20 protein-coding genes and 1 pseudogene are annotated in these 20532 nt (G+C 61.3%); 8 read left to right on the top strand and 13 right to left on the bottom strand.

Translation table 11 applies throughout. The features are described 5' to 3' along the window. Window positions 1-6: 6 nt before the first annotated feature. A complete protein-coding gene (locus B9Y64_RS19055; RefSeq protein ID WP_032966765.1) occupies window positions 7-207 on the top strand; it encodes a hypothetical protein in 201 nt (66 codons plus the stop codon). On the opposite strand, the gene B9Y64_RS19050 is transcribed toward B9Y64_RS19055, so the two are convergent. The 8 genes from B9Y64_RS19050 to merT form a co-directional block, all read right to left on the bottom strand. Then, a complete protein-coding gene (locus B9Y64_RS19050) occupies window positions 204-3170 on the bottom strand; it encodes a Tn3-like element TnAs1 family transposase (RefSeq protein ID WP_005413400.1) in 2967 nt (988 codons plus the stop codon). The genes B9Y64_RS19055 and B9Y64_RS19050 overlap by 4 nt on opposite strands. 3 nt (window positions 3171-3173) lie before the next feature. After that, entirely contained in the window at window positions 3174-3734 is a 561-nt protein-coding gene (locus B9Y64_RS19045) for a recombinase family protein (RefSeq protein WP_010921730.1), read from the bottom strand. 175 nt (window positions 3735-3909) lie between these two features. After that, window positions 3910-4899: a DUF3330 domain-containing protein gene (locus B9Y64_RS22315; protein ID WP_003132006.1), complete on the bottom strand. Its 990-nt coding sequence runs from the start codon at window positions 4897-4899 to the stop codon at window positions 3910-3912. After that, window positions 4896-5132 (bottom strand): broad-spectrum mercury transporter MerE, encoded by a 237-nt coding sequence (gene merE, locus B9Y64_RS19035; RefSeq protein WP_003132004.1) that lies wholly within the window; start codon window positions 5130-5132, stop codon window positions 4896-4898. Before merE ends, B9Y64_RS22315 begins: the two co-directional genes overlap by 4 nt. Continuing rightward, window positions 5129-5494: a mercury resistance co-regulator MerD gene (gene merD / locus B9Y64_RS19030; protein WP_000995360.1), complete on the bottom strand. Its 366-nt coding sequence runs from the start codon at window positions 5492-5494 to the stop codon at window positions 5129-5131. The genes merE and merD overlap by 4 nt, the downstream gene beginning before the upstream one ends. A 17-nt stretch (window positions 5495-5511) precedes the next feature. Then, window positions 5512-7197 carry a mercury(II) reductase gene (gene merA, locus B9Y64_RS19025; protein ID WP_003156770.1) on the bottom strand — a complete coding sequence of 562 codons (1686 nt, stop codon included), beginning with the start codon at window positions 7195-7197 and terminating at the stop codon, window positions 5512-5514. Between the two features lie 71 nt (window positions 7198-7268). Beyond that, window positions 7269-7544: a mercury resistance system periplasmic binding protein MerP gene (gene merP / locus B9Y64_RS19020; RefSeq protein ID WP_003131987.1), complete on the bottom strand. Its 276-nt coding sequence runs from the start codon at window positions 7542-7544 to the stop codon at window positions 7269-7271. 12 nt (window positions 7545-7556) lie between these two features. After that, the gene (gene merT / locus B9Y64_RS19015) at window positions 7557-7907 is read right to left on the bottom strand and encodes a mercuric ion transporter MerT (protein WP_003131974.1); all 351 of its coding nucleotides are present in this window, start codon (window positions 7905-7907) and stop codon (window positions 7557-7559) included. Window positions 7908-7978: 71 nt separating this feature from the next. Here merT and merR point away from each other — a divergent pair, with 71 nt between their 5' ends. Together merR and B9Y64_RS19000 are read left to right on the top strand one after the other, a co-directional pair. Then, on the top strand, window positions 7979-8413 hold the full coding sequence (gene merR / locus B9Y64_RS19010; RefSeq protein WP_005413387.1) for an Hg(II)-responsive transcriptional regulator: 435 nt from the start codon (window positions 7979-7981) through the stop codon (window positions 8411-8413). A gap of 2453 nt (window positions 8414-10866) precedes the next feature. Then, a complete protein-coding gene (locus B9Y64_RS19000; protein WP_032966761.1) occupies window positions 10867-11643 on the top strand; it encodes a hypothetical protein in 777 nt (258 codons plus the stop codon). Here B9Y64_RS19000 and B9Y64_RS22490 read toward each other — a convergent pair. The 3 genes and pseudogenes from B9Y64_RS22490 to B9Y64_RS22310 form a co-directional block, all read right to left on the bottom strand. Then, a complete protein-coding gene (locus B9Y64_RS22490; RefSeq protein WP_323162603.1) occupies window positions 11640-11966 on the bottom strand; it encodes an HNH endonuclease in 327 nt (108 codons plus the stop codon). The genes B9Y64_RS19000 and B9Y64_RS22490 overlap by 4 nt on opposite strands. A 253-nt stretch (window positions 11967-12219) precedes the next feature. After that, a pseudogene (locus B9Y64_RS22485) lies at window positions 12220-12402 on the bottom strand (hypothetical protein); the annotation flags it as partial. A gap of 852 nt (window positions 12403-13254) precedes the next feature. Continuing rightward, entirely contained in the window at window positions 13255-13524 is a 270-nt protein-coding gene (locus B9Y64_RS22310; RefSeq protein ID WP_238379939.1) for a hypothetical protein, read from the bottom strand. Window positions 13525-14075: 551 nt separating this feature from the next. Here B9Y64_RS22310 and B9Y64_RS18980 point away from each other — a divergent pair. Together B9Y64_RS18980 and B9Y64_RS22055 are read left to right on the top strand one after the other, a co-directional pair. After that, a complete protein-coding gene (locus B9Y64_RS18980; RefSeq protein ID WP_238379938.1) occupies window positions 14076-15008 on the top strand; it encodes an RHS repeat-associated core domain-containing protein in 933 nt (310 codons plus the stop codon). Between the two features lie 64 nt (window positions 15009-15072). After that, window positions 15073-15612: a hypothetical protein gene (locus B9Y64_RS22055; RefSeq protein WP_155029538.1), complete on the top strand. Its 540-nt coding sequence runs from the start codon at window positions 15073-15075 to the stop codon at window positions 15610-15612. Window positions 15613-15892: 280 nt separating this feature from the next. Here the strand turns inward: B9Y64_RS22055 and B9Y64_RS18975 are convergent, their stop codons facing one another. Beyond that, window positions 15893-16852 carry an SDR family NAD(P)-dependent oxidoreductase gene (locus B9Y64_RS18975; RefSeq protein WP_100442037.1) on the bottom strand — a complete coding sequence of 320 codons (960 nt, stop codon included), beginning with the start codon at window positions 16850-16852 and terminating at the stop codon, window positions 15893-15895. Window positions 16853-17107: 255 nt separating this feature from the next. After that, a complete protein-coding gene (locus B9Y64_RS18970) occupies window positions 17108-18112 on the bottom strand; it encodes a LysR family transcriptional regulator (RefSeq protein ID WP_100442036.1) in 1005 nt (334 codons plus the stop codon). 121 nt (window positions 18113-18233) lie between these two features. Here B9Y64_RS18970 and B9Y64_RS18965 point away from each other — a divergent pair, with 121 nt between their 5' ends. The 3 genes from B9Y64_RS18965 to B9Y64_RS18955 all read left to right on the top strand — a co-directional run bounded on the left by B9Y64_RS18965 (window position 18234) and on the right by B9Y64_RS18955 (window position 20520). Next, window positions 18234-19151: an alpha/beta hydrolase gene (locus tag B9Y64_RS18965; protein WP_100442035.1), complete on the top strand. Its 918-nt coding sequence runs from the start codon at window positions 18234-18236 to the stop codon at window positions 19149-19151. Between the two features lie 72 nt (window positions 19152-19223). Further along, a complete protein-coding gene (locus B9Y64_RS18960; protein WP_100442034.1) occupies window positions 19224-19571 on the top strand; it encodes a carboxymuconolactone decarboxylase family protein in 348 nt (115 codons plus the stop codon). Between the two features lie 13 nt (window positions 19572-19584). Continuing rightward, window positions 19585-20520 (top strand): alpha/beta hydrolase, encoded by a 936-nt coding sequence (locus B9Y64_RS18955; protein ID WP_100442033.1) that lies wholly within the window; start codon window positions 19585-19587, stop codon window positions 20518-20520. The last annotated feature ends 12 nt before the right edge of the window (window positions 20521-20532 follow it).

Genomic DNA, 20532 nt, shown 5'->3' with positions numbered 1-20532 from the left:
CCCGCAATGAGCATCCTCAACGTTCTCCTCACTCGTGACCACCTCGTCGTCGCAGCGGATACCCTGGCAGAGGATGCTCTCACAGGGGCGTATTCCGCGGGGGCAAAGCTGCTGCTGATCCCTCAGCACAACGTAGTGCTTGCTGCGCGCGGGTCTACGCAATTCTTCCTGGGGGGCTCGCAGAATTCGGAAAAAATCGTACGCTAAGGTTTTCCGGGCATCCGTAGGGGCCGAAACTTCCCGTCTTCCAGTCTGCGGCTCTGCCGCCAGACGTAATCGCCGGTGAGGTTGATGTGCTCCCAGCCCAGCGGCGACAGGAATTGCAGCAGCTCGCCGTCCACCGGCTTGCCGGCCTCGACCAACCCCTGGGTGGCGCGCTCCAGGTACACCGTGTTCCACAGCACGATAGCCGCCGTCACCAGGTTGAGGCCGCTGGCCCGGTAGCGCTGCTGCTCGAAGCTCCGATCCCTGATTTCCCCAAGGCGGTTGAAGAACACCGCCCTGGCCAGCGAGTTGCGCGCCTCACCTTTGTTCAGGCCGGCATGCACGCGGCGGCGCAGCTCAACACTTTGCAGCCAGTCTAGGATGAACAGCGTGCGTTCGATCCGGCCCAGCTCGCGCAGGGCCACGGCCAGGCCGTTCTGGCGCGGATAGCTGCCGAGCTTGCGCAGCATCAGCGAGGCAGTGACGGTGCCCTGTTTGATCGAGCTGGCCAGGCGCAGGATGTCGTCCCAATGGGCGCGGACGTGCTTGATGTTCAGGGTGCCGCCGATCAGCGGCCGCAGCGTCGGGTAGGTCTGCACGCCCTGCGGCACGTACAGCTTGGTTTCGCCGAGGTCGCGGATGCGCGGCGCGAAACGGAAGCCCAGCAGGTGCATCAGGGCGAAGACGTGATCGGTGAAGCCGGCCGTGTCGGTGTAGTGCTCCTCGATCCGCAGGTCGGACTCGTGGTACAGCAGGCCGTCGAGCACATAGGTGGAATCGCGCACGCCGACATTCACCACGCGGGTGCTGAACGGCGCGTACTGGTCGGAGATATGGGTGTAGAACAGCCGTCCCGGCTCACTGCCGTACTTCGGGTTGACGTGTCTGGTGCTCTCGCCCCGGCCGCCAGCCCGGAAACGCTGGCCATCGGAGGATGAGGTGGTGCCGTCGCCCCAGTGGGCGGCGAAGGCATGCTGGTACTGGTGGTTGACCAGCTCGGCCAGGGCCGCCGAATAGGTCTCGTCGCGGATGTGCCAGGCTTGCAGCCAGGACAGCTTGGCGTAGGTCAGACCGGGGCTCGACTCGGCCATCTTGGTCAGCCCGAGGTTGATCGCATCACCGAGGATCGCGGACAGCAGCAACGTCCGGTCTTTGGCCTCGGCCCCGTCCTTCAGGTGGGTGAAGTGGCGGCTGAAGCCCGTCCAGTCGTCCACGTCCATCAGCAGTTCGGTGATCTTGATGCGCGGCAGTAACTGACTGGTCTGGTCGATCAGCGCCTGCGCCCGATCCGGCACCGCCGCATCCAGCGGGGTGATCTTCAACCCGGACTCGGTGAGGATGGCATCGGGCAGCTCGTTGTCCTTGGCCAGGCGGGCGACAGTGGCCAACTGCTCGTCCAGCAGCTGCAAGCGCTCTTCCAGATACTGGTCGCTGTTCGGGTTGATCGCCAGCGGCAGGGCCTGTTCCCGCTTGAGCGCGGCGAACTTCTCGGCCGGCAGCAGGTAGTCGTCGAAGTCGCGGAACTGCCGCGAGCCCTTGACCCAGATGTCGCCGGAGCGCAGGGCGTTCTTCAGCTCGGACAGGGCGCAGATTTCGTAGAAGCGCCGGTCGAGGCCTTCCGGGGTGATCACCAGTGGCTTCCAGCGCGGCTTGATGAAGGCGGTGGGAGCATCGGCCGGCACCTTGCGCAGGTTGTCGGCGTTCATCTCGCGCAGCGTCTGCACGGCTGCCAGCACGCCCTGCGCGGCCGGGGCGGCGCGCAGCTCCAATACCTCCAGCAGAGCCGGCGTGTAGCGGCGCAGGGTGGCGAAGTTCTCGCCGACCAGGTGCAGGTGGTCGAAGCCCTCCGGCCGGGCCAGCAGCTCGGCTTCGCTGACGCTCTCGGTGAACTCGTCCCAGGGGATCACCGCCTCGATGGCGGCATAGGGGTCGCTGCCGGCTTCCTTGGCCTCCAGCAGCGCCTGGCCGATCTTGGAGTACAGGCGCACCTTGTCGTTGATCGCCTTGCCCTGCTTCTGGAACTGCTGCTGATGCTTGTGCTTCGCGCCGCTGAACAGCTTGACTAGGATGCGGTCGTGCAGATCCACCAGCTCATCAATCACGGTTGCAGTGCTCTCCAGCACCACGGCGGCCAGGGTCGCATAGCGCCGCTGCGGCTCGAACTTGCCGAGGTCTTTGGGCGTCATCTGCCCACCCTCGCGGGCCAGCTTGAGCAGGCGGTTCTGGTGGATGTGCCGGCCCAGGACTTCGGGCAAGTCCACCAGCTGAAATGTCTTCAGCCGCTCGATGTGCTCAAGCATGTGCCGAGAGTTGGGTTTCAGCGGTGCCTGGCGCAGCCAGGTCAACCAGGTGATGCTGCTGCCGGCCTTGAGCTTCAACAGCTCGTCCAGCTTGGCCCGATGCGAGTCCGTGAGCGGTTCAACCAGGGCGCGGTAGACCCGCCGATTGGCCCGTGCAATGGCCTCCGAGCAAGCCCGGTCGATCACGCTCAACGCCGGCAGGATGCGTCGCTTCTGCCGCAGGCTCTCCAGCGCCTGGCCGGCCAGCAGCAAGCCCTTGTCGGTCTGCTGGGCCAGTTCGGTCAGCTCGCGCACCAGGGCGCGGAAGTCGGACAGGCCGAACGGGGCCAGTTGAAGGTAGGTGCGCAGTTCCTGGGCGTGCTCGCGACGGGTCACATCGCGCTCGCCGTACTTCGTCCAACTCGCCGGATCGGTCTGGACTTGCTTGGCCACCCACAGGATGACCGGTTCGGGCAGCTCGCTGTCAGTGCCCAACGCATAGCCGGGGTAGCGCAGCAGGCAGAGTTGCACGGCGAAGCCGAGGCGGTTGGCGTCGCCGCGCCGCTGACGGATCAGCGACAGGTCGGAGTCGTTGAAGGTGTAGTAGCGGATCAGGTCATCCTGGCTTTCTGGCAACGCGAGCAGGGTGCCCCGCTCCGTGGCCGAGAGGATCAAGCGACGCGGCATGTGTCAGTCGTCCGTGCGGAGGTACTGGTAGAGGGTTTCCCGGCTGATGTTGAACTCGCGGGCAAGCTGCGCCTTGGGCTCGCCGGCCGTCGCTCGCTGCCGCAGGGTAGCAGCCTGCTCATCGGACAGGGCTTTCTTGCGGCCCCGGTACGCGCCACGCTGCTTGGCCAAGGTGATGCCCTCACGCTGCCGCTCGCGGATCAGGGCGCGCTCGAACTCAGCGAAGGCCCCCATCACCGACAGCATCAGGTTGGCCATCGGCGAGTCCTCGCCAGTGAACACCAGGCCCTCCTTCAGGAACTCGATGCGCACGCCGCGTTGAGTCAGCTTCTGTACCAAGCGACGCAGGTCATCGAGGTTGCGGGCCAGCCGGTCCATGCTGTGCACCACCACTGTATCGCCTTCGCGGACGAAGCTCAGCAGCGCTTCGAGCTGGGGGCGCTGGGTGTCCTTGCCCGATGCCTTGTCGGTGAACACCTTGCTCACCTGTGTCTGTTCCAGCTGGCGTTCCGGGTTCTGGTCGAAGCTGCTGACCCGGACGTAGCCGATGCGGTGCCCCTGCACGATGTCTCCTTGGTTGAAGGCGGCTTAAGTGCTCCTTCTGTTCCGTTGTGCCTCAAACCCCGTTTCTGTCAGGCTGAAATCTATGACCTTCGCAGGCATGTGTCAAAAAATGCGAAAGATGACTCTATTCTGACTAAGCGGCGCGGCCCTGCCTGACATCCAGTTAGGGTATGCCTCAATCTGACGGTAGCGAGTCGCAGGCGTTCGGATCGGCATCGGTTTCGTTCCCTGTCTTGGCACGCGCTTCGAAGCGTTGATAACACTCCAACCCGCAGAAGTGCTCGACGTATTCCGCGCCTTCCGGGGTGAAGGCGGCATCGAGCGGGATTTCCTTGCAGCACACGCAGCAACTGGTGGTGGTCGAGTCACTTGCATTCATGGTGGCACCCCTCCATTGACTGACGAAGACGGCGAATGCCGCCGCCGGCATTGGCTTCGCGAACAGGAAGCCTTGTCCTGTGTCGCAGTCCGCTTGTCGCAATAGATCAAGACTCGCCGATGTTTCCACGCCTTCAGCCACCACATCCATGCCCAGCCCGTGCGCAAGCTGAATCACGGTGTGCACGATGGTTTGGTCGCGGCGGTCGTTGGCGAGCCCGGCGACAAACGATTGGTCGATCTTGAGCGTGCTGATTGGGCAGCACTTCAGATGTTGCAGACAGGAATACCCCGTCCCGAAGTCATCGGCGGCGAAGCGCACACCGATCTGCCGCAAGGCGTCCAGGGCGGGGAAGATCGCCGGATCACCAAACGCGACCGATTCGGTCAGCTCGATTTCGAGATACTCGGCGGGCAACTCGGCATCAGCCAGCACGCCCTTTACCCACCCGTCGAAGTCCGGTCCCACTTGGCTCGCCGAAACATTGACGGCCAGCCGGAACGGTCGCCATGCCAGCATTCGCCAGTCACGCATCTGGCGGCAGGCTTCGCCCAGCACCCAAGCGCCGATTTCAGGCATCAGGCCGGACGATTCGACCACGGGCAGGAACTGGCCCGGTGGCAATAGTCCAAGCGTCGGATGACGCCAGCGCAACAGGGCTTCCGCGCCGACAATCCCACCACTGCGCAGATCGACGACGGGCTGGTAGTGCAGTTCAAGCTGCCCGCGCTCGACCGCTTGGGCCAGTTCCGGCGTCGTCCATCCATCCGGCCGGAAAGCGCTCATTCTCTTTCCCTGAATGCCCGCAACGCCCGCGACAGGGACAGAAGGAACAGGCCGGTCAAACCGAGCGCCGCGATGACCCAATGCTCGCCGAGGAAAGCACCGGCGGTTGTGCCGGCCAGCACGACAGCGAGGATGGGCAGGTGGCAGGGGCAAGTCAGCACAGCCAGTCCGCCCCACAGGTAGCCGGTGATCGGTTTGTGCGTCTCGGACGGCAAGCGCTCGGGGTTGTTCATGGCAGACTCTCCGCGTGCTGTGCCGGCTCGGTCGGCAGGGTGGCCAACTGCACTTCCAGATCGGCCAACGCTTCGCGCCGACGCTCGACGAACTGACGCAGCAGGGCAAGCTGCGCGGCCGCTTCGTCGCCGTCCGCCGCATCCAGCGCCCGGCACAGCCGCGCCAGCGCGTCGAGGCCGATGCCCGCCTCGAAGGCCGCCCGCACGAAGCACAGCCGTTGCAAGGCGGCGTCATCGAACAAGCCGTAGCCGCCTGGTGTGCACGCCACCGGGCGCAGCAATCCGCGCAGCAGGTAGTCGCGCACGATATGCACGCTCACCCCGGCATCAAGAGCCAGCCGGGACACCGTGTAGGCGTTCATTGAACACCTCCTTTTTCTCACCCGGCGCAGCAGGAAAGCTGCTTCACATCCTTGTTGAAGGTCTGCGCCGCGAGCTTCAACCCCTCGACCATCGTCAGGTAGGGGAACAACTGGTCGGCCAGTTCCTGCACCGTCATGCGGTTGCGAATGGCCAGAGCCGCCGTCTGGATCAGTTCACCCGCTTCCGGCGCGACCGCCTGTACGCCGATCAGCCGATGGCTGCCTTCCTCGATAACCAACTTGATGAAGCCGCGTGTGTCGAAGTTGGCGAGCGCACGCGGCACGTTGTCCAAGGTCAAGGTGCGGCTGTCGGTCTCGATCCCGTCGTGGTGGGCTTCCGCCTCGCTGTAGCCCACGGTCGCCACTTGCGGATCGGTGAACACCACGGCCGGCATTGCGGTCAGGTCGAGCGCCGCATCGCCGCCGGTCATGTTGATCGCGGCACGGGTGCCGGCCGCTGCCGCCACATAGACGAACTGCGGCTGGTCGGTGCAGTCGCCGGCCGCGTAGATGTTCGGGTTGCTCGTGCGCATGCCTTGGTCGATGACGATGGCACCTTGCGCATTGACAGTGACCCCCGCTGCGTCCAGCGCGAGGCTGCGCGTGTTCGGTGTCCGACCGGTGGCAACCAGCAGTTTGTCGGCGCGCAATTCACCGTGCGTGGTGGTCAGCACGAATTCACCGTCCATATGGGCGACCTGGCTGGCTTGCGTGTGCTCCAGCACCTCGATGCCCTCGGCACGGAAAGCGGCTGTCACCGCCTCGCCGATGGCCGGGTCTTCACGGAAGAACAAGGTATTGCGCGCCAGGACCGTGACCTTGCTGCCCAGCCGGGCAAAGGCTTGCGCCAGCTCCAGCGCCACCACCGACGAGCCGATTACGGCAAGGCGTTCGGGAATGGTGTCGCTCGCCAGGGCCTCGGTGGAAGTCCAGTAGGGTGACTCTTTCAAGCCCGGAATCGGCGGGACCGCCGGGCTGGCACCCGTGGCGACCAGGCAGCGGTCGAACATCACGACGCGCTCGCCACCCTCGTTCAAACGGACGGTAAGGCTCTGGTCGTCCTTGAAGCGCGCCTCACCGTGCACAACGGTGATGGCCGGATTACCGCCCAGGATGCCTTCGTACTTGGCGTGCCGCAGTTCGTCGACGCGGGCCTGCTGCTGGGCCAGCAGCTTACTGCGGTCAATCGTAGGCACAGTTGCCGCAATACCGCCATCGAACGGGCTTTCCCGGCGCAGATGGGCGATGTGGGCGGCGCGGATCATGATCTTGGACGGCACACAGCCGACATTGACGCAGGTGCCGCCGATGGTGCCGCGCTCGATCAGCGTGACCTGCGCGCCTTGCTCGACGGCCTTCAGCGCCGCCGCCATCGCGGCTCCACCGCTGCCAATGACCGCTACCTGCACCGGGGGCTCGTTGCCACTGTGCTTTTCGGCGGCGGCCATCCATCCCCGCACCTTGTCGAGCAGTCCGACGCGGTTGTCCGCCAGTGGCGCATCGGCTAGCGTTGCCTTGTAGCCCAGTCCGGCCACGGCGGCAGTCAGCGCGTCCGGCGATGTGCCCGGCACGATGGCGAGTTGCGCTGTGCCCTTCGGATAGGACACCAGCGCCGACTGCACGCCTGGCACTTTTTCCAGCGCTTCCTTGACGTGCGCCGCGCACGAGTCGCAAGTCATGCCGGTGATTTTTAGATGGGTCATGCAACAGATCCTTTATCGTTTGTGGCGCCAGACAATGACGTCCGTTGTGCTGCGGTGCCGTTTTCAGTGACTCACTGCTTGACGCTGGACGGATAGCCCGCGTCTGCGGTTGCCTTGGTCAGCTTCTGCACGCTGGTCTTGGCATCGTCGAAGGTGACGACCGCTTGGCGTGTCTCGAAAGTCACGTCAACTTTGCTGACGCCTTCGACCTTGGAAATCGCCTTCTTGACAGTGATCGGGCAGGCGGAGCAGGTCATGCCCGGTACGGACAGCGTGACGGTCTGGGTGGCGGCCCAGACGGGGGCAACAACGGCGGCGAGGGCGAGGGAGGCAAACAGTTTCTTCATGGTGAACTCCGATCAGTAGAAAAATGGCATGACGTAGGGAAATCCGAGCGCGACCAGAACCAGCGCGGCCACGATCCAGAAAATGAGCTTGTAAGTAGCTCGCACTTGGGGAATCGCGCAGACCTCACCCGGTTTGCAGGCCGCTGCCTGCCGGTAGATGCGCCGCCAGGCGAAGAACAACGCCACCAGCGCCACGCCGATAAAGATGGGGCGATAGGGTTCCAACACCGCCAAGTTGCCGATCCAAGCGCCGCTGAACCCCAAGGCGATCAGAACCAACGGCCCGAGGCAGCAAGCCGAGGCGAGGATGGCGGCAAGCCCTCCAGTGAAGAGCGCGCCGCGCCCGGTTTTTGGTTCAGACATGCGCTTGTCCTTTCGAATTGAAATTGGATAGCGTAACCTTACTTCCGTACTCATGTACGGAGTCAAGCGATATGGAAAACAATTTGGAGAACCTGACCATTGGCGTTTTCGCCAAGGCGGCCGGGGTCAATGTGGAGACCATCCGTTTCTATCAGCGCAAGGGCTTGTTGCTGGAGCCTGACAAGCCCTATGGCAGCATCCGCCGCTATGGCGAGGCGAATGTAACGCGGGTGCGCTTCGTGAAATCAGCCCAGCGGCTGGGCTTCAGCCTGGATGAGATCGCCGAGCTGCTGCGGCTGGAGGATGGCACCCATTGCGAGGAAGCCAGCAGTCTGGCCGAGCACAAGCTCAAGGACGTGCGCGAGAAAATGGCTGACCTGGCGCGCATGGAGGCCGTGCTGTCTGAGTTGGTGCGCGCCTGCCATGCGCGAAGGGGGAACGTTTCCTGCCCGCTGATCGCGTCACTACAGGGTGGAGCAAGCTTGGCAGGTTCGGCTATGCCTTAGCGTGCTTTATTTTCCGTTTTCTGAGACGACCCCTTAGAAAGCCTAGTCAAAGAGCTGTCACGAGAACACCGTTAGCTTAGCGTACGATTTTTTCCGAATTCTGCGGTTCCCCCTTCCTCCGCATCTACGAGCTTGCACTGCAGGCCAGCTTCCGCGCAGATTTCACAATAGAACAGCTATCTGCCGAGCTAGGGCTGGTGGTGGACCAACTCTGGCCGAACTTTGAGAAAGCGGTTAGCGAAGCGGGATTGCCGATCGAGCAACTCGGGACCGAGTTGGTGCTTGGTGGATGGTCGTTGAAGAACGGCCGGATGATGGCCACGGCGTATGCGAAGAGTGACAGCCGGCGCCCTTGCGTTGTCCAGCCGATCGGGGGGCAGATGGCGTCGCCGGGCGAACCGCTCCAGGCCGCGACCCCTAGCATGGCCCAGGTGGATCTGCTGGCCCATGCGCGTCTCCAGGTCAGCTACCTCAATGGGCAATTGGGCCGGAAAGTAGCAGGAGGTCGACTGCTAGTTGGGTTTCTGCAGAAGGGGCAAGCCCTGCTCAAGGATCTAGGAGAGATCTAGGTCGCGGGAGTCAAATACGCTAGGGGCTGAAATCGAAGTTCAGGTCTGGCCCTAAGGCAGAAGGCCAAAGCAGACCAAGGTCGTCCGTGGATTTGGGATGTTTATCGAGGGCAGGGTGGATGTCCGCTTCTGGCCGGAAGCGGACATTGGGCGGCGACCGGCCCGGTGATGGCATCCGCCTTCGACCCAAAGCGGGCATCGTTCTCGACACACCTGAGTTGATCCGTACTCCAAAGCCTGTTTCCGCTACCCCTTGTAGTGCTCGACGTAGAGCCCCAAAGCTGCCAACGACGCATACACGGCGGACCCAGCGTTGGTCGCGTACAAGGCAAAGGGAACCGGAGGATCGCAGGGAACTGTTGCGATGAACCACGGAGCTGAGCTCGTCAAGCTCGTCCTAGGTGATGTGAGGAATCCTAGCTCCCTACGCATACCTAGCGCCTCGCGGACGTACGCCTTGTTCCAGCCGCCAGTCTTGCACGAGACCCCAAGAAGTAACTCCGTAAATGCGGGATAGCGACGGGTCTTAATCGGACGATATACACCGACGTCAATCTCGTGACGGTCAGCCGCTTTGACCACCGTCGTGCCTTTCCAGCTATGGCTTAGTGTGGTGACCTGCACTGAAATCCTAATCTCGAGCTTCTCAGTAGACGTAGATCCACTGATGTAATCGTGATCCGGATGGTTTGCTTTGCATGGAGATCCTCCAAACGTCAGGACGCCTGCCATCTTGGGGGTACACGTGAGCTTGTAGCCCGCACTATCGATGATTCGCAGAAGCCTAAGCAGCACCCGAAGTTCGTAAGCCTTTCCTTGCGCGTAGGGAGACCCGCTCGCCTTAGCACGCGAAATGGCTGCTTTCACAGCGTTGAGGATTGCTAACTTACTGATCGTCACAGTCGCGGTCCTCGTGGCGCGTGTTCCTCGCGAGGGTCGTCCGGTGGCAGATATCGAGCGATATAGGCCTCAAGATCTGCCTGCTCGTGATCCGTCAAACGCTGGGGTGATACAGTTGGTAGATGTGACCGGATTGAGCGAACTCGGCGACCTTCTGGTGTCTCAACAGTGTAATGAACGTCCTCCAGTCCGGTGAGACCTTGGACCAGCTTCCCGATCTCACCCAAGGTTTGCGAGAGGGCGTCTTGGGTCGTCACAGGTCTAAAATCGAGAACCGCCGCAAGTGCGGCTGCAGCTTGTGCATTCGTGTCGTCCTCGTAATCAGACATCGCCTGAACAATCGCGGAGCGAAGCGATCTAACAATTTGTGGATCAAGCTCAGACGCAAGGGCTAGCGCCTTCCCTATCTCCCTAATTACCTCTTCACCACCTTGATCTTCTGCCATTCACAACTCCACAGCTGTAGACATTAACGGGCCGCGCGGGATGAACCGCCCGGATTCTCTAAATTCAATTGCCGAAGGTTGCCGTTGGCAATGTTCCTTAAGAGTAAGGCACAGTGCGGTTTGGTTCCATAAGCGGATCGCGCTGGCTGTATCCCGAAGTGTGCGATGACGCCGAAGCTGGATAGTGTCGCTGAATTGGACCATCAGGCACTTAGGTCTGAGCCCTGATACAGATTGATGATATGACTCCAAGTCGCGTACGGGCTGCGAAGAGCACCGGCTACTTTGGTCCGCTTCTGACCGAAAGCGGACATTCGTTTAACCAAGGGTGAAGGAAACTTTTAGGGCCAGGATGGACTTCAACTCTCTCGTTCGCTCGCTTCTATCCGATGCGAAGATGCGCCGTAACAAGCCTCTGCGAGACTAGTGCGCGAGCCAGGTCGCTGACATTGCTCCATGGCCTATGACGTGCCCCGCACCCGCTGGTCAAATGGAACCGCCCTCGGCACCATGGGCACGACCATCTAAGGAGTTCTTCATGCTCTACCAAGATAAGTACGTCGCCTTCATCGACATGCTCGGGTTCTCCGCACTTGTCCAAGAGTCGGCAGCCGACATGAGCAAGCTTGATGAAATAGCAGAGGCCATCGACAGACTAAAGAACACAGCGTGCTGCAACCCAGCAACAGGACTTTTGTTCACTTACTTCAGCGACTGCATCGTCATATCAAGCAGCCGCTCTCCTGCTGGCCTTGCCGACATCCTGAGCTGCATCAGAATGTTGGCCGAGAACCTGCTAGTGGTTGATATATTGATACGTGGAGGGCTCACAGTTGGAAGCATTCATCATGATTCTCAGATGATCTTCGGACCGGCGATGCTGGACGCCTATCGCATGGAATGTAAGGAAGCACGCAATCCCATGGTGCTCGTGAGCGAAGAGGTGCGATCGGATGCTCGCGCTGCGGGGTTAAGCAACCTGTTGACGTGGGATGACGAAGAGCCAGACCGCCACTATGTCCACTATCTGATCTCGTACAGCGCTTATGACTCTAATCCAAGGGCGGGCGTCGTGATTCTCGATAGCCAGGCCGCTCTCATCCGGCATTTCATCGCCAAGAGGCTGCTAGGCGCTCCGGGTAAGATCCTGGATAAAGCCGAGTGGATGGAACGATATTGGAACGAGAAGGTGGCGACAGGTGGAATTCTCGGACGTGTTGACAGGGTCGCAGACCTTGTTAGGCCCAATGCGCGACCATTTCGCAGCAGACTCGCCGTTCTAGCACCGCAACCGGGCGCCACTAGTGTGGACTAGCGAATCAGGCAAGCAGCTGCCGATTCCTTGCAAAGATTCAATTCAATTGGCCATACGGAAGCACGTGCAATCCCTGATGGCAGTCGGGACCACCATCTCCCCATTGCCAGCCGCGTCTGAACCAGCGCCCGGAACGCTTCAGCGGAAGGGGCTGGTCCCTTCCGCTGGTGCCTGCCCTGGTTGCACCGGCTATGCGCGGCCACCACGTTCCCGGACACGTCTCTGCCCCCGTCCTGTTGGGCCACCAGGTGCTCGGCGGTGCATTGAAAGGCTCGGGCCTTACTGGCCTTCAGCCCGAGCTCTGAGGGTGCGGTGAGCCACATCGGCAGGCCGCAATAGAAGCAACGGCCCGATTGGGCGTAGAAGGCAGAAGTGCGAAGGGATCTGCGGCGTTTGGCGGTCATGGATGGCTCCGGAATCGAAGGATTCCCGTGCCCCCATTGGGTGGACCTCGGGCACCCGGAGCCTATTGGCTATGCGGGCACAACACCGGCGCTTTATAGCGACTGGCTAAGGCGTTATAGCTCAGCGCTTGAGCCGCTACAAGGCCCAGATGCCGACCAGAACGGGAGGGAGTCACCGACGCCCAGTTAAGGTCAAAGCTTGGTCAGGGGGCGAGCGACGCGCTTGAGCAGGTGGAGCGGGGCGTGGCGCGTCACCCAGGGAAGTCGCGGTGTTGTAGTCCTGCTCAACCCGCTGAACTGTTCGCACGTTCAGGCCCGAGATCTCGTCTAATTGTTCTTGCGACCAATGTCGCGACTGGCGGAACTGGGAAGTGCAGGCGACAAGCTCTGACCGATCAGGTGCGCAGTTGGGAACTCAAGGGCGAGCTGGATGTGGAGCCAGAAATCGAGGGCGTCTTAGGTGCGGATCCAGGAATCAAGGGCATCTTTGGGGGAGATCTGGAAATCGCGGGCGTCCTTGTGGGGAAATACGGGCGGACAGCTGTGGGATCTGGGGCGTTTCCGTTGTGGCAGTCAGTACCTCTGACAGACGAGCGTCGTCCATTGAGCCAAGAGCGTCATCCAACGAGCCGTGGCCGAACAGAGCGTCAGCATGGGCATAGAGGCTCTCAATGTGCCGGAGCTTCTTGATCAAGCTGGATCGAGCGAGTGATGAGCCATCCATGAGGGCCCAGACGGTCGCCCAGTACCGAGGAAGTCCGTGAGCGTCATCCACGAGTAGTGGGCCGTGGAGCACGCTGGGCACTTGAGCACCGCTAAGCTGCTGGAGCAAGACGTAGTCCTCGCTGCACTGGCTAGGGAATTTGTACCATTGATCAGGTTTGCGTTGCGGTACCTAAGCCCTGAACAGGGGCTTCAACGCAACAGAAGTAAAAGTACCAGCTTTTCGCATAATGTATATTATGTTCAGCGCATCTTGGCACGCTTGGCACGCCGCTTGCTGTCGGTGTCCCTAATTGATGGCATTTGTGCCTAGATCGCGCCCCTTCTTGATTTCTAAGGGATTCTTGAGGTCCCCAGTCCATCCAGTGACAACAATTAGGGCCAAATTCGCTTCAAATTTGACCCTAGTTCGTGTCAAACGGGCCGGCCAAACAGCCAGATTTGGCCCTTATTCGTGTCACTAGCCGGGATCGCAGCCAGGCGGTCATTGCTTCGACCGCTTGCGTTTCGGCCTGGCATCCGTAGCGACGCGAACTTCTTTGGACCGCTTGAGCGCCACTTCCAGCTGAGCTGGCAAATCTCGAAGCCCTGAAAGTTGCCCCTCGAGCGCGTCACATCTGCCGCGCAGGATATCGGCAGACTGACTGGCCGTGGCGGCCGCTGATTGGGCGGCCTGGATTTCCTGACGCAGCTGCTTCTCAAGGGCCCTGTGTTGTTCGGATGCCTTGCTTTGCTGCGCCTGGAGTTCCTTCACCTCCTGGCGGGCTCGATCAACATCGCTGAGCGCTCGATTCTCGACAGATCTGACGTACTCGGTCCAGTCCTCCCCCTCAGATTTCGCCGTCTCTAGGGCATCGTGAAGCCGGGCATCGAGTTGCTGTCTCGCTGTCTCGGTTCGGTCGGCTCTTCGACGCTCGAGATCGCGCTGCTCTGCAAGGGTCGCGGCGATGGCAGCTATGCATATCGGGTCGCCGCATGCAATCAGGGGGGATGCAGCGGCTACAGCGGCTCAGTTGTGGTGGCAGTGAATGTTCCGCCCGTAACGCCAACTGGACTGACCGCGCGCTTCGTAGTCACCAATGCATTCCCACCGTGGCAAGTGCGCTACTTCGTCAGCTGGAACGCAGTGGCCGGTGCTGCCTGGTACGAAGTCACAGGAAGGGGAACCTATTCGGGACCTGCCACGTCGGTGCAGATCGACTACACGGGCGTTCCTGCAGGTGCCACGTTCCAAGTGAGAGCATGCAAGCCCATAGGGTGCTCGGCTTGGACCCCCGCTGTTTCTGCAACTGGAGGGTAGTGCAAATGAAACGAGCCAGCGTAGCTACCCGTCACTTGATCTCGCTGATGCTGATCTGTGGGGCGCTCAGCCCTGATGTGCATGCACAGACGATAGTCACGTACGTGCACACCGATGCTTTGGGAACCCCAGTGGCAGAGACGGACGCATCTGGAAATCTGATAGCTGAATCATTCTATGACCCATACGGGGCCATTCTCGTTGCAGGTAGCGATGATCAGCCAGGCTTTACCGGCCAAGTGTCAGATGCGCAGACGGGACTCAACTACATGCAGCAGCGCTACTATGATCCGACAATCGGGCGCTTTCTGTCGGTCGATCCCGTGGCTGCTCGACCACGCGGGGACAATTTCAATCGCTATTGGTACGCCAACAGCAATCCCTACACAAACCGTGATCCCGACGGTCGCGAGTGTAGCGGCAAGGGCTGCTGGGTCACTGCTGAGGAAAGAGCGGCCGCCGTATCGGGCGATTGGAAGGCGTATTATCAGTTGGCGGGATCGGGTGGCGATAGATATGCGGTACGCGCGGGCGAAGTGGCTAGCAACAGTGGTGCTACCCCTCTGAATGGTCGGCTTTCAGAGCTTACTAACAAATTTCTCGCAGATTCCATTGCTAGAAACATGGGCGCCGACCCCAGGACTATGACAAGCACGCAGGCAATTGCAGTCGCGTTTAGAATGGAGGCGATAAGAGTTGGTCTTGCAAAGGCGCATGTGCAGGCGCTGGATCAGGCGGGCGCCACCGAGAAGAACCCGGTGATGTTAGACAGGAGTGTCATCGGAGAATTCCACGAGCGAGTCTTCGAGAGAAATGGAGCTGATCCCAAGGCGTTTGGCGGATACAAGACGGGTGCCTTGGAGGCCGTAATCAATGTTCTTGGCTCAACGACGCGAGACGTATATGACTATTGCCCTCAACCGAGTTGCAGCAACTAGATTCTTGGTGTGTGTCGCGGCAGTTCTTGGATCCGGGTGTGTAGATTCGCCAACTTCATATCGCGTGGAAGGTGCGAAGACCGATTTTTGTGTCCCTAGCGATCTGGATGCGACGCCGTCCCGGCGGGGTCACGAGGATCCTGTGGTCGGCGGCTTTACGCTGCATGGCTGCTACTCTGCCCATAGCGAAGCTTGTATCGGCCCCGATAATTTGGTCTCGATAGCGGTGGTGGCCAAATCGTACTTTCCTGGGAGAAGGTTTGGCGACCTCCCCGAGGGATCCCATCTGCGTACGAGCGCTATTGAAGGCTGGCAAGAAGCGAAGATGCTGGAGAAGGGACTGCTTGCCGTTCCCGACGATGGCGACAAGAGCCACTTTTTCGTATGGCGTCCGAGTGCTCGTGCAGCCACAGAACCGTTGGATGACGACGAACTAATGGCATCCTGTGACACGTTGGGCAATGTGTCCTGCAGTCGCGTACTTCACGGGGACGACTTTGCTGTCACCTATTCCTTCGTCACAGAGAAGGAATTTCCGAACGACTTCGGTTCATTAGACAAGCAAGTCATGAATGAGGTCGAGCGGATGAGATGTAGAAGATAGAAATCTCACTCGATCACCTCGCCAGTATTGAGTTTCCTGACCTTGGCAGTATTTTATGCGACTGGCGGCTGCACGCCGAGATGTTGCAGCGGCAGTCCTTTCGTGTCGTTCGTCTCGATCCACATCCAGGCTCGGGCAATGGCGTGGGAGAGTGAGAGGGAACTGCTAAGGGCAGGAGCGAAACCTTCCAACCAGAAGCGGGCACCTGCCCTACCCCTGATAAATCTTCCTAATCCTAAAACTGAATGGCAGCCCCCCCCTGCGCTACCTTCAGGAGACATCAGGCAGGGAACGTCTCCCCAACCAGTTCCTCGCTCCTCTCCCAAAGCCTACGCGCATTGTCCGCATCAAGCGCATAAGCAAAAGCGCCATATCGAACACTGGCACCTTCAGTAATGGGCGCAACACCGCAATCTTCACAGTACTGTCCACCGATCTCCTCAGGCGGGGCCGTGACGGCAGCCCATACAGTGGTGGCCGCACCCTGTGGGATCGTCTTGTAGACCAGGTCGGGAGCGCCCACCTGCTTCATGTCATCCAGCAAGGCCTGGAACACGCCCTCTTCGGCATACCGCCCAAGTTCCGTGGCGATGGAGCCTGGCATCAACGCACAGGCACGGACACCGCGATGCTTATGGCGCCGGTCAAATTCCACCGCGAACAGCACGTTGGCAGTCTTGGCCCGGCCGTAGGCAACCCAGGGGTCATAGGCAGTCCGTTCGAAGTTCGGATCATCGATATCAACGTCACTCAAGCGGTGACCTGCGGACGACAGACTCACCAGTCGTCCGCCATCAACGATCAGGGAGGCGATGCGATTGACCAGAACGAAGTGACCCAGATGATTGGTGCCGAACTGAGTCTCGAAGCCATCGACGGTGTACCCAAGGGGCGTCACCATCACCCCGGCGTTGGCGATGACCGCATCGAACATCTGACCGTCGGCAAGGAGCTTGTCGGCACACGCCCTGACCGAAGCCAGTGATGCCAGATCAACTTCGATCAGGCTGAAGCGCCTCCCAGCTGCATCAGCGGCTGCGCGAACGACGGCGGTAGCCGCCTCCGCCTTCGCAAGATTGCGAACGGCGCCGACTACGTCCGCGCCGCGGGCGACCAGCGCACGCGCGGTTTCGACCCCCAGGCCCGCGGATGTACCCGTGATGAGGTAGCGCTTTCCACGCAGGTCCTTTCCATCGAGCGCCTCGTCGGCAGTCGTCTGTGCATCAAACCTTCCGGTCATTGTCCTGTTCCTGCTGCATTGCCCATAGGGCGAATCTGTGGCCATGGGCGGCGAGGATCCTCACGGCGTGCCTGAGGCATGTGGTCACAGTGGCCACCCAAAGAGAGCGACCAGCCTAGGCCGGACGGCATACCGGATAAATGCGCTTCCAGGTACATGAGTCGTTAGGCCAGATAAACAAACGCCGAGACCCTGCATGAGCAGGGTCGGCAATGCCCGGAGCCATCGCAACTCCGCGCGGACGTTGAATCCCAGCTACCCGGTGGGCAATGCCTTGGGTCGGCTGCCGTGCCTTCTCTTTGCGCGACGATCTTCGGCCACCACGCGTCTGCGCTGCGGTGAGGCCAGCTGCTCACGTCGTTCGACCAGGAAGTCCATCAATGCCCGGACCTTCGCCGGCATCTGGGCGCGCGATGGGACGTACAGGAAGAAGCCGGGAAATGGACGGCACCACGGCGCCAGCACGCGCACCAGTGCACCGCTGGCCAGGTGCTCGCTGACGCACAGATCGATGTGGCGAATCAGTCCCACACCCTGCAGCGCTGCCCGGAGCATGCTGTCGTCGTCGTTGAACACCGCGTTGCCCTGCGGTTCGAAGACCAGCTTTCGGCCTTGGCCATCTGGTGCAGTGAACGTCCAGTGGTCGATCGTCCCACTGGACGTGAACCGGTAGGCCAGGCAGTTGTGCCGGATCAGATCAGCGGGAGTCTCGGGTATACCGTGCTGCTCGAAGTAGGCCGGGGATCCGACGATCGCCATCTCCAAGGGGGGCGTGATCGGCACGGCCACCATGTGCTCGTCCAGGCTCTCGCCCAGGCGGATGCCGGCGTCCAGACCGTTGGCCACCAGATTGGAAAAGCCGTCATCCATGATCAGTTCAAGCCGTAGCTTGGGATAACGTGCCAGGAACTCGCCCATGTGCGGCTCCAGCAGAAGTCGTGACGCGATGCGCGAAGAGTTCATGCGGATCACACCCGAAGGCTCTGCATGGACCTCCCCCAGTTCCTCCACGGCTTTCTCGATCGCCGTCAGTGCCGGCTGCAGCACGTCCAGCAGCTGCTGTCCTTCTTCGGTCAGCGACATGTTCCGGGTGGTGCGGTGCAGCAGCCTGACATCCAGCCGCTCCTCCAGTGCTTTGAGGTGCTGGGAGAGCGCTGCCCGTGTGATCTCCATCTCGGTGGCCGCCTTGGTGAAGCTGCGATGCCGGGCGATATGGGCGAACCAGGTCAGGGACGTTACGAGCGAGGGTTCGATGGGCATTGTTTAGTTCTTCTTACGGCTCATGTATCCGGAAGACTATTTATTGGACCCAATCCGGTCAATAGGATGGGCTCTGTCGGCAGCAGAGCCGGCCACCTCACACCCACACCGGAGCACGTACATGCGCAACGTCACGTTCAAGAATCTCAATGGCCAGGGCGTCACCACGGCGGCCACCCTGTACTTCCCGGAAGGCTTTGACGAAGCCCGAAAGTACCCGGCAGTCGTCGTGTCCCATCCCGGTGGTGGCGTGAAGGAGCAGACCGCCGGACTGTACGCCAGGAAGCTGGCCGAAGCAGGCCTGGTCACGATTGCCTTCGACCGTTCGTACCAGGGCGCGAGCACCGGCGAACCGCGGCAGCTGGAGAACCCCTATGTCAGCACCGAGGATGTGAGTGCGGTCATCGACTACCTGACCACCCTCCCCTACGTGGACCAGGACAAGATCGGTGCGATGGGTATATGCGCCGGCGCTGGTTACAGCGCCAACGCCGCCATCAACGATCGTCGCATCAAGGCACTGGGCATGGTCAGTGCGGTCAACATCGGCCAGATGTTCCGCAATGGCTGGGAGAACACGGTCAAGGACGCCGATGCCGTGGGCTACCTGGACTTCGGCTCCAATGCGCGCACCACCGACATCGCTTCGGGCGAGTTCGCGACCATTCCTCTGGCACCGCTGCGCGAAGAAGACGCGCCCAATGCCGAGCTGCGCGAAGCATGGGAGTACTACCACACCCCGCGCGCCGAACATCCCAATGCCCCGGGCTTCGCGCTGACCCGCAACCTCAACCAGATCATCACCTACGACGCCTACAACAAGGCCGAGGCATTCCTGACCCAGCCGATCCTGGCGGTGGCCGGCAGCGTTGCGGGGAGCAAGTGGATGAGCGATGACCTGCTGGCCCGGGCCGCAAGCAAGGACAAGTCCCTGCATGTGGTTGAGGGTGCAAATCACATGTCGCTGTATGACGTACCGAAGTTCGTCGATGAGGCGGTTTCGGTCCTGGCCCCGTTCTTCCAGACCCGTCTGAAGTAATCCAGATGCCCGGTGAGGCGGCTACGGCAATGCCGGGCCGCCTGGGCATCCCATCGAATACGTGAGCAGAACATGACTACATCCACATCATCGAAGGACAAGGCACCTTCGGCGGCCCAGGCGGCCTGGGGCGATATCGCCCCCGCGCTGGCGGACTACACAGTCCGCGTTCTCTTCGGCGACCTGTGGGAGCGGCCAGGCCTGTCCCCCCGCGATCGCAGCCTGATCACCGTGTCTTCGCTGGTCACGCTCTATCGCATCAACGAACTGCCCTTTCACCTCGGAAAGGCTCTGGACAACGGCGTGACACGGGAAGAACTGGTCGAGCTGATCACCCATCTCGCCTTCTACTCCGGCTGGCCGACCGCATCTACCGCTCTCGGCATCGCCCGTCGCGTCTTTGAAGAACGCGGCATCTGACCAGGAGAACGCCATGAGCTCCATTTCCATCAAGACTGTCAGCTATCAGAACCTGGGCTGGCAGACGGCTGCCGACATCTACCTCCCGGCGGATTTCGACGAGAGCAGAAAGTACCCCGCCATCGTCAGTACCCATCCCATCGGCAGCTGCAAGGAACAGACGGCGGGCAATGTCTATGCCAAGGGCTTGGCCGAACAGGGCTTCGTGGTGCTGGTGCACGATGCCAGCTTCCAGGGCGCCAGCGGCGGGGAGCCCCGCTTCATCGAAGATCCGTCGATCCGCGTTTCGGATATCCGCTTCGCCGTCGACTACCTGCAATCGCTGCCGTACGTCGATGCAGGCCGCATCGGTGCCATCGGTGTCTGCGGTGGCGGTGCGTACACCATCCACGCTGGCATCACCGACCACCGCATCCAGGCGCTGGTGTCCATCACCGGCGTGAACTACGGCCGCCTGATCCGCGAGGGCTTCGCGCAGTTCAAGCCGCGCGAGCTGGCGGCAAATATCGCCGGCATGCGCACGGCCCAGGCGCAGGGTGCCGAGCGTGATGTGGCCAACCTGCTGCCGGATTCCGTTGAAGCGGGCAAGGCTGCGGGCATCACGGATATCGACGTATTGGAAGCCACCGAGTACTACAAGACGGCTCGCGGCCAGCAACCCAATGGTGCCACCAGCCAACTGATGTCCTTCAGCGGTGCGGCGATGGGTTGGGATGCGTTCCTCAACGCCGAGGTGCTGCTGACCCAGCCACTGATGGTGGTCATCGGTGACAAGCCCGGTGGCTTCGGCGCCTATCGTGATGGCTGGGAGATCTACAGCCGCGCGGCCTCAGAGAACAAGCAGATCGTCGTCGCTGAAGGCTGGTCGCACTACGACCTGTACGACAAGCCGGAGTCGGTCGCAATCGCGATGGCCCAGGTGGTTCCGTTCTTCAAGGCCAACCTGTGACGGAGCGGCGGC

Origin of the sequence: Stenotrophomonas maltophilia (assembly GCF_002799245.1) — a bacterium.
Classification (GTDB): domain Bacteria; phylum Pseudomonadota; class Gammaproteobacteria; order Xanthomonadales; family Xanthomonadaceae; genus Stenotrophomonas; species Stenotrophomonas maltophilia_S.
Note: the sequence above shows the minus strand (reverse complement) of the source record. Positions and strands in the feature narration are given on the sequence as shown.

What these genes read in the sequence shown, in the direction of transcription:
- merR (WP_005413387.1), top strand. Translation starts at nt 7,979, where the DNA reads ATGGAAAACAATTTGGAGAACCTGACCATTGGCGTTTTCGCCAAGGCG.
- B9Y64_RS19050 (WP_005413400.1), bottom strand. Translation starts at nt 3,170, where the DNA reads ATGCCGCGTCGCTTGATCCTCTCGGCCACGGAGCGGGGCACCCTGCTC.
- merT (WP_003131974.1), bottom strand. Translation starts at nt 7,907, where the DNA reads ATGTCTGAACCAAAAACCGGGCGCGGCGCGCTCTTCACTGGAGGGCTT.
- merD (WP_000995360.1), bottom strand. Translation starts at nt 5,494, where the DNA reads ATGAACGCCTACACGGTGTCCCGGCTGGCTCTTGATGCCGGGGTGAGC.
- B9Y64_RS18980 (WP_238379938.1), top strand. Translation starts at nt 14,076, where the DNA reads ATGAAACGAGCCAGCGTAGCTACCCGTCACTTGATCTCGCTGATGCTG.
- B9Y64_RS22315 (WP_003132006.1), bottom strand. Translation starts at nt 4,899, where the DNA reads ATGAGCGCTTTCCGGCCGGATGGATGGACGACGCCGGAACTGGCCCAA.
- merE (WP_003132004.1), bottom strand. Translation starts at nt 5,132, where the DNA reads ATGAACAACCCCGAGCGCTTGCCGTCCGAGACGCACAAACCGATCACC.
- B9Y64_RS19055 (WP_032966765.1), top strand. Translation starts at nt 7, where the DNA reads ATGAGCATCCTCAACGTTCTCCTCACTCGTGACCACCTCGTCGTCGCA.
- B9Y64_RS19000 (WP_032966761.1), top strand. Translation starts at nt 10,867, where the DNA reads ATGCTCTACCAAGATAAGTACGTCGCCTTCATCGACATGCTCGGGTTC.
- B9Y64_RS18955 (WP_100442033.1), top strand. Translation starts at nt 19,585, where the DNA reads ATGAGCTCCATTTCCATCAAGACTGTCAGCTATCAGAACCTGGGCTGG.
- B9Y64_RS18960 (WP_100442034.1), top strand. Translation starts at nt 19,224, where the DNA reads ATGACTACATCCACATCATCGAAGGACAAGGCACCTTCGGCGGCCCAG.
- merP (WP_003131987.1), bottom strand. Translation starts at nt 7,544, where the DNA reads ATGAAGAAACTGTTTGCCTCCCTCGCCCTCGCCGCCGTTGTTGCCCCC.
- B9Y64_RS22490 (WP_323162603.1), bottom strand. Translation starts at nt 11,966, where the DNA reads ATGTGGCTCACCGCACCCTCAGAGCTCGGGCTGAAGGCCAGTAAGGCC.
- merA (WP_003156770.1), bottom strand. Translation starts at nt 7,197, where the DNA reads ATGACCCATCTAAAAATCACCGGCATGACTTGCGACTCGTGCGCGGCG.
- B9Y64_RS18975 (WP_100442037.1), bottom strand. Translation starts at nt 16,852, where the DNA reads ATGACCGGAAGGTTTGATGCACAGACGACTGCCGACGAGGCGCTCGAT.
- B9Y64_RS18965 (WP_100442035.1), top strand. Translation starts at nt 18,234, where the DNA reads ATGCGCAACGTCACGTTCAAGAATCTCAATGGCCAGGGCGTCACCACG.
- B9Y64_RS18970 (WP_100442036.1), bottom strand. Translation starts at nt 18,112, where the DNA reads ATGCCCATCGAACCCTCGCTCGTAACGTCCCTGACCTGGTTCGCCCAT.